5 protein-coding genes (1 of these 5 cut by a window edge) are annotated in these 6,097 nt (G+C 61.9%); 4 read left to right on the top strand and 1 reads right to left on the bottom strand.

Annotation, left to right across the window (positions count from 1 at the left end; translation table 11 throughout):
- Window positions 1–1,803 carry the 3' portion of an ATP-binding cassette domain-containing protein gene (locus ACHEXK_RS00830; protein ID WP_416547378.1) on the top strand. Its footprint begins 105 nt before the window's first position, so only the last 1,803 of its 1,908 coding nucleotides appear in the window; the start codon falls outside the window, past its left edge; its stop codon occupies window positions 1,801–1,803.
- 12 nt (window positions 1,804–1,815) lie between these two features.
- On the opposite strand, the gene ACHEXK_RS00825 is transcribed toward ACHEXK_RS00830, so the two are convergent.
- Window positions 1,816–3,222: a PLP-dependent aminotransferase family protein gene (locus ACHEXK_RS00825; RefSeq protein WP_416548984.1), complete on the bottom strand. Its 1,407-nt coding sequence runs from the start codon at window positions 3,220–3,222 to the stop codon at window positions 1,816–1,818.
- Between the two features lie 116 nt (window positions 3,223–3,338).
- Here ACHEXK_RS00825 and ACHEXK_RS00820 point away from each other — a divergent pair, with 116 nt between their 5' ends.
- The 3 genes from ACHEXK_RS00820 to ACHEXK_RS00810 are packed head-to-tail and all read left to right on the top strand — an operon-like array spanning window position 3,339 to window position 6,088.
- A complete protein-coding gene (locus tag ACHEXK_RS00820) occupies window positions 3,339–3,956 on the top strand; it encodes a LysE family translocator (RefSeq protein ID WP_416547377.1) in 618 nt (205 codons plus the stop codon).
- A gap of 7 nt (window positions 3,957–3,963) precedes the next feature.
- On the top strand, window positions 3,964–4,881 hold the full coding sequence (locus ACHEXK_RS00815; RefSeq protein WP_416547376.1) for a DMT family transporter: 918 nt from the start codon (window positions 3,964–3,966) through the stop codon (window positions 4,879–4,881).
- Between the two features lie 22 nt (window positions 4,882–4,903).
- On the top strand, window positions 4,904–6,088 hold the full coding sequence (locus tag ACHEXK_RS00810) for a PLP-dependent aminotransferase family protein (protein ID WP_416547375.1): 1,185 nt from the start codon (window positions 4,904–4,906) through the stop codon (window positions 6,086–6,088).
- Window positions 6,089–6,097: the final 9 nt, after the last annotated feature.

Here is a 6,097-nt window from a genome sequence, read left to right as displayed (position 1 = left end):
GGTCGCAACGGCACAGGTAAATCTTCCTTGCTGAAAATTCTAGCGGGCATGGAGCGGCCAGACGATGGCAACTTGCATCTGCAGCAAGGCGTTCGCATTGCTTATGTGGCCCAAGAACCTCTCTTGGTTGCGGAACACACCATCTTTGAAGCGGTGCGTGAAGGCTTGGCCGACGTGGTGCAGTGGATTGATGACTACACGCACAGCCGGGGCGACCTCGATACGCTGCAAAGCCAAATCGAATCGCGCGACGGTTGGGGCTGGGAACAGCGTCTTGATGAGACGCTTCAGCGCTTGCAACTCAACCCGAACGCCATTGTTCAGTCGCTGTCTGGCGGCATGCGCAAGCGCGTGGCATTGGCACAGGCCTTGGTGACGCGTCCTGACGTGCTTTTGTTGGATGAGCCGACCAACCACCTGGACTTGAATGCCATCACTTGGCTGGAGGATCTGCTGATTGACTTCAAGGGCAGCGTGATCGCCATCACACACGATCGCGCTTTTCTGGACCGCATTGCCACCCGCATCGTCGAACTGGACCGGGGCAAGCTGCGTCCGTATCCTGGCAACTACGCCGCCTACCAACTGCAGAAAGAAGAGCAACTCGCGCAGGAAGCGGTGATTCAAGCCAAGGCCGATAAGTTACTGGCCCAAGAAGAGATCTGGATTCGCAAAGGCGTGGAAGCTCGCCGCACCCGCAGCCAAAGCCGCATCACGCGACTGCAAAACTTGCGAGGTGAGCGTGCTGCCCGCCGCGAAAAAGTGGGCAACGTGAAAATGGAAGTGGCCTCAGGGGTGCCGAGTGGCAAGCTGGTGGCGGAATTGACCGATGTGAGCAAAAGCTTCACCCAGCCAGACGGTTCTGTGCGCACCATCATTCAGAAGTTCACCGGGACCTTGTTGCGGGGTGACAAAATCGGCCTGCTGGGGCCCAACGGAGCCGGCAAAACCACCTTGCTGAAACTGATTTTGGGAGAGCTGGAAGCCGACAGCGGCGAGGTGCGTCGCGGCACCAAAATGGAAGTCGCCTACTTTGACCAGATGCGCGATGCACTCGACCTGAATGCCACGTTGGAAGACTTCATCAGCCCGGGCAGCGAGTGGATCGAGATTGGCAACAAACGCCAGCACGTCAAGAGCTATTTGGGTGACTTCCTGTTCTCCCCCGCGCGAGCTACCTCCCCCGTGCGCTCCTTGTCGGGCGGCGAGCGCAACCGCCTGTTGCTGGCTCGCCTGTTTGCGCGCCCGGCCAACGTGCTGGTGCTGGACGAACCGACCAACGACCTGGACATCGAAACCTTGGAGCTGCTCGAAGAGCTGCTGCAAACCTACGAAGGCACCGTGTTTCTGGTCAGCCACGACCGCGCCTTCATGGACAACGTGGTCACCGGCATCATCGCCTGCGAAAGCGCACCAGACCAACCGGGCCTGTGGCGAGAATACGAGGGCTCAGTGCAGGACTGGCTGGTGCAATCACAACGCGCTCAGGCCATTCGGGCCCAGGCCGCTCAGCGCAGTGGCTCAACGCCAGCGGTCACGGTCGCCTCTGACACGGCGGTTGCCGCCCCGGCCGCTGCAACACGCAGCAAGCTCAGTTACAAAGAGCAACGCGAGTTGGCCGAGTTGCCCGCCAAAATCGAATCCCTGGAAAAAGAGCAAGCCGAGGCCCGCGCACAATTGGCGGACGGCAGCATTTACCAGCGCGACCCGGGTCTGGCACAGAAGCTGTTCAAACGCGACGGCGAAATCGACGAAGTGCTCTTGGCAGCCATGGAACGCTGGGAAATCTTGTCGGCCCGCTGAGCGCGGCTGCGCTCACCACAGTTCGGCGCGGGTCTTGGCCAAGGCTCGCCAGAACTTGTCATCTTGGGTGCTGGCAAAGTTCACGCGCATCAAAGAACCGGGCCTGCGGTCGGCATGAAACAAGGAGCCGGGTGCTAACAGGTACCCGGCATCGTGCATGCGCAGCGCCAACAAGTCGGTATCGACCCCCACATCCACCCAGCCGAACAGCCCCTGCGGTGGCGCGACAAACTGGCAGCCGTGCGCCAGCGCCAGCTGCACACTGCGGCTGCGGGCGGCATCGAGCCACTGCGACAAGCGCTCGGTGTGCCGCCGAATGGCGCCTTGCTCCAGACACAGCGTCAGCGCCTTTTCAAACAACACCGGGGTGGTGAGCGTGGACAGGAGCTTGGTGTCCAAGAACGCATCTTTCAAGTCGGCTGGCGCGGCCATGTAGCCCACCCGCCAACTGGGCGCGAGGATCTTGGCGTAGCCGCTGACATAAATGGTTTTTTGCAAACCATCGAGCACCGACAAGCGGACCGCATGCGCCGGGGCCATGTGACCGTAGGTGTCGTCTTCGACCACATGGAAGTTGTAGCGGTGCGCCAAGTTCACCAACTGATGCGCCACGGGCATGGACAAACCGTAGCCAGTGGGGTTGTGCAAGACCGAGACACTGACCATCATCTTGGGCGCATGCAATTGGGCATAGCGCTCCACCACGTCCAAATCCGGCCCCATCTCCAGTCGCGGCACGGGCAGGATGCGCACGCCCAGGTTTTGCAGCCGGGCAAATTCAATGGCCCATCCGGGCTCCTCGACCATCACGCAGTCACCCGGGCGCAACAAGGTGCGGCTGATGATGTCCAGCGCATGGGTGGCCCCCACGGTGGTGATGAGCTGGTCGGGTGCGGCGTGCAAACCCATGCCGGCCAGCTTGGCCGAGAGGGCTTCGCGCAATCCAGTGTCACCTTGCGGCTCGCCGTAGCGCAAGGACGATTCGCGCAAAGCCGGACTGGTCACAACTTTGCGCAAAGCGGCCGACAAGAAGTCAGCATCCAGCCAATCTGCAGGGAACACGCCCATGCCTGGTTGGGGCTCGGCGCTGGGTTGATGGAACATGCCTCGAATCAAGCTTGCAGCATTCACAGGCGGGGGGCTGGGCAAAGCACCACCTGACGTCAGGGGTGAGGGCGGTGTGCGTTGCAACCGGTCGCGCACAAAAAAACCCCGGTTCGGGCGAGCCTCCACCCAACCTTGCGCCACCAACCAATCGTAGGCAGCCACCACGGTGGAGGCACTCACACCATGCATCTGGGCGCATTGCCGCACCGAAGGCAAACGGGCACCCGAAACCCACAACTGGTCACGCATGCGGGTCACAAAGCGCTGCGCGAGTTGTTCGGTCAACGGTTGGCTGGATTCACGGCTGAGCAAGGACATGGGTAGCGTTCAGACCAACAAGTGTGCCGTCAGGCAGAGCAATACAGTTTTCAAAATGATCTTACAAACTGTACCGATACTGTACTCATTTCAGCACTACATTCAAAGGCATGACTTCCTCAGAACTCAGCGCCCTGTTGGTGCTGGCCACCGTGAGCAGCTTCACGCCCGGGCCCAACACCACGTTATCGACCGCGATGGCCGCCAACCATGGCTTGCGCCGGGCCATGCGTTTTGTGTGCGCGGTGCCGGTGGGCTGGGGGATTTTGTTCACCCTGTGTGCCACGGGCTTGGGCGGTTTGGTGGTCGCTTTCCCCCCTTTGCGCTGGGGCATCGTGACCCTGGGCACGGGGTATTTGCTCTGGCTGGCCTCACGCTTGTGGCACAGCGGCAGTTTGCAGCAGGCCGACAGCGCCAAGCTGCAAGTCGGTTTTGTGCAGGGCGTGGGCCTACAATTCCTCAACATCAAGGCCTGGATGCTGGCCTTGGCCATCGTCGCAGGCTGGGTAGCCGGGCGCGAAGATGCCACGGCCCGCACGCTGGTGCTGCTGCCCATCATGGTGGCCTATGGTTTTTTCAGCAACCTGACCTATGCGGTGGCGGGCTCGATGCTGCGGCACTGGCTGGCGCACGGTCGCCGCTTGCTGATGTTCAACCGCTGCATGTCGGTGGCGCTGGTGGCCACCGCTTTTTGGATTTTGAACGGCTTGCGCCAAAGCGCGGGTTGATGCCCTCATGAACAACACCCCTCAACACCGCGAGAACCTGGGCCTCTGGTTAGGGCTTCTGGGCGTGTTCATTTTTGGACTCACCTTGCCCATGACGCGCCTGGCCACAGGCACAGTGGACGCACCGCAAATGTCACCTTGGTTTGTGACCTGGGCACGCGCAGCGTTGGCCGGAGGCCTGTCGCTCATTTACCTGCTGGCCGTGCGTGCACCGCGGCCCACCCCTGAGCAGCGCGGCCCTTTGCTGCTCTCGCTCGCTGGCAATGTGATCGGGTACCCCCTGCTGCTCGGCTGGGCGTTGCGCCATGTCACCGCCAGCCACGCGGCCGTGATCACCTCTTTGCTGCCACTGGCCACGGCGGCCGCTGCTGCTTGGCTCATGCACCAACGCGCACGTCTCGGGTTTTGGGTGTTTGCCGCTTTGGGCAGCGCCTTGGTGGCGCTCTACAGCCTGCTGCGTGCAGCCCAAATGGGGCACGGCTTTGGCCTGACATGGGCCGATACCCTTTTGGTCGGTGCAGTGGGCGCCGCCTCACTGGGCTATGTAGCCGGCGCCAAAGTCACGGCCAGCTTGGGCGCGGAAAAAGTCATCAGCTGGGTCTGCGTGATGGCCTTGCCCATCACCTTGCCAGGGGCCTGGTTCACCTGGCCCGAGCACACCATCTTGCCCACCTCGTGGCTGGCCCTTTTGTATGTCGGGGTGTTCTCCATGTGGGCGGGCTTTTTTGCTTGGTTTCGCGGCCTGTCACTGGGCGGTCCGCTGCGGGTGAGCCAGCTGCAATTGTTGCAGCCGTTCATCACCATCTTGGCGGCCGTGCCTTTGCTGGGAGAATCGCTGGATGCCATGACCCTGGGTTTTGCCCTGCTGGTGGTGGCCACGGTTTTCTTGGGACGGCGCATGGCCAACACCCCAAAATCCAACTGAACAATCGATTTAGGAGCAGAACATGAACTGGAACATGGCCCAACGCGCCGCCAAAATGAACCCCTCGGTGATCCGCGAGATCCTCAAAGTCACCGAGAAACCCGGCATCATCAGCTTTGCGGGCGGCCTGCCCTCGCCACTGACCTTCCCGATCGACGCCATGCGCGAAGCCAGCGAGCGCGTGCTCAGGGATGACGGCAAAGCCGCTTTGCAATACGCCGCCAGCGAAGGCTATGCGCCACTGCGCGAATGGGTCGCGCAAGACCTGCTCAAACAAGGCATGAACGTCAACCCCGACCAAGTGCTCATCACCACCGGCAGCCAGCAAGGTCTGGACTTGGTGGCCAAGATCCTGATCGACGCGGGCAGCCGCATTTTGGTCGAGACCCCCACCTACTTGGGTGCCTTGCAAGCCTTCACCCCCATGGAGCCCACGGTGGTGAGCGTGGACAGCGACGACCATGGCGTGGATGCCGCCGACCTGCGCGCCAAAGTCGGCACCGGCGCCGACAAAGCCCGCTTTGTGTATCTGCTGCCCAACTTCCAGAACCCCACGGGCCGCACCATGACCGAAGAGCGCCGCGCCGCCGTGGCGCAGGTGGCCATCGACACCGGTCTGCCCATCATCGAAGACAACCCCTACGGCGACCTGTGGTTTGACGCCCCGCCTGCGCCCTCCCTCAGTTCGCGCCATCCCGAAGGCAGCGTGTACTTGGGCTCATTCTCCAAAATCCTGGCCCCCGGTTTGCGCCTGGGCTACTTGGTCGCGCCCACGGCGCTTTACCCTAAGCTCTTGCAAGCCAAGCAAGCGGCCGACCTGCACACGCCCAGCTTCAACCAGCGCGTGGTCGCCGAAGTGCTCAAAGACGGCTTCATCGAGCGCCATGTGCCCACCATCCGCGCCCTGTACAAACAGCAGTGCGAAGCCATGCTGGCCGCGCTCGACCGGGAAATGGCGGGCCTAGGCCTCACCTGGAACCGCCCGGTGGGCGGCATGTTCTTGTGGGTGCAACTGCCCAAGGGCCTCAAAGCCATTCCATTGCTGGCCAAAGCGGTCGACAAAGGCGTGGCCTTTGTGCCCGGTTCGGCTTTTTACGCCGAAGGGGCCAATGAAAGCACCCTGCGCCTGTCGTTTGTGACCGCCACGGTGGACCAAATCAACACGGGCATGACGGCACTGGCCGCAGCGATCCGAGAATCACTTTGAACCGCGCGG

This window comes from Limnohabitans sp. DCL3, assembly GCF_048019295.1.
In the GTDB taxonomy this organism is placed as follows: domain Bacteria; phylum Pseudomonadota; class Gammaproteobacteria; order Burkholderiales; family Burkholderiaceae_C; genus Limnohabitans_A.
This window is presented reverse-complemented; position numbering and strand designations above follow the sequence as displayed.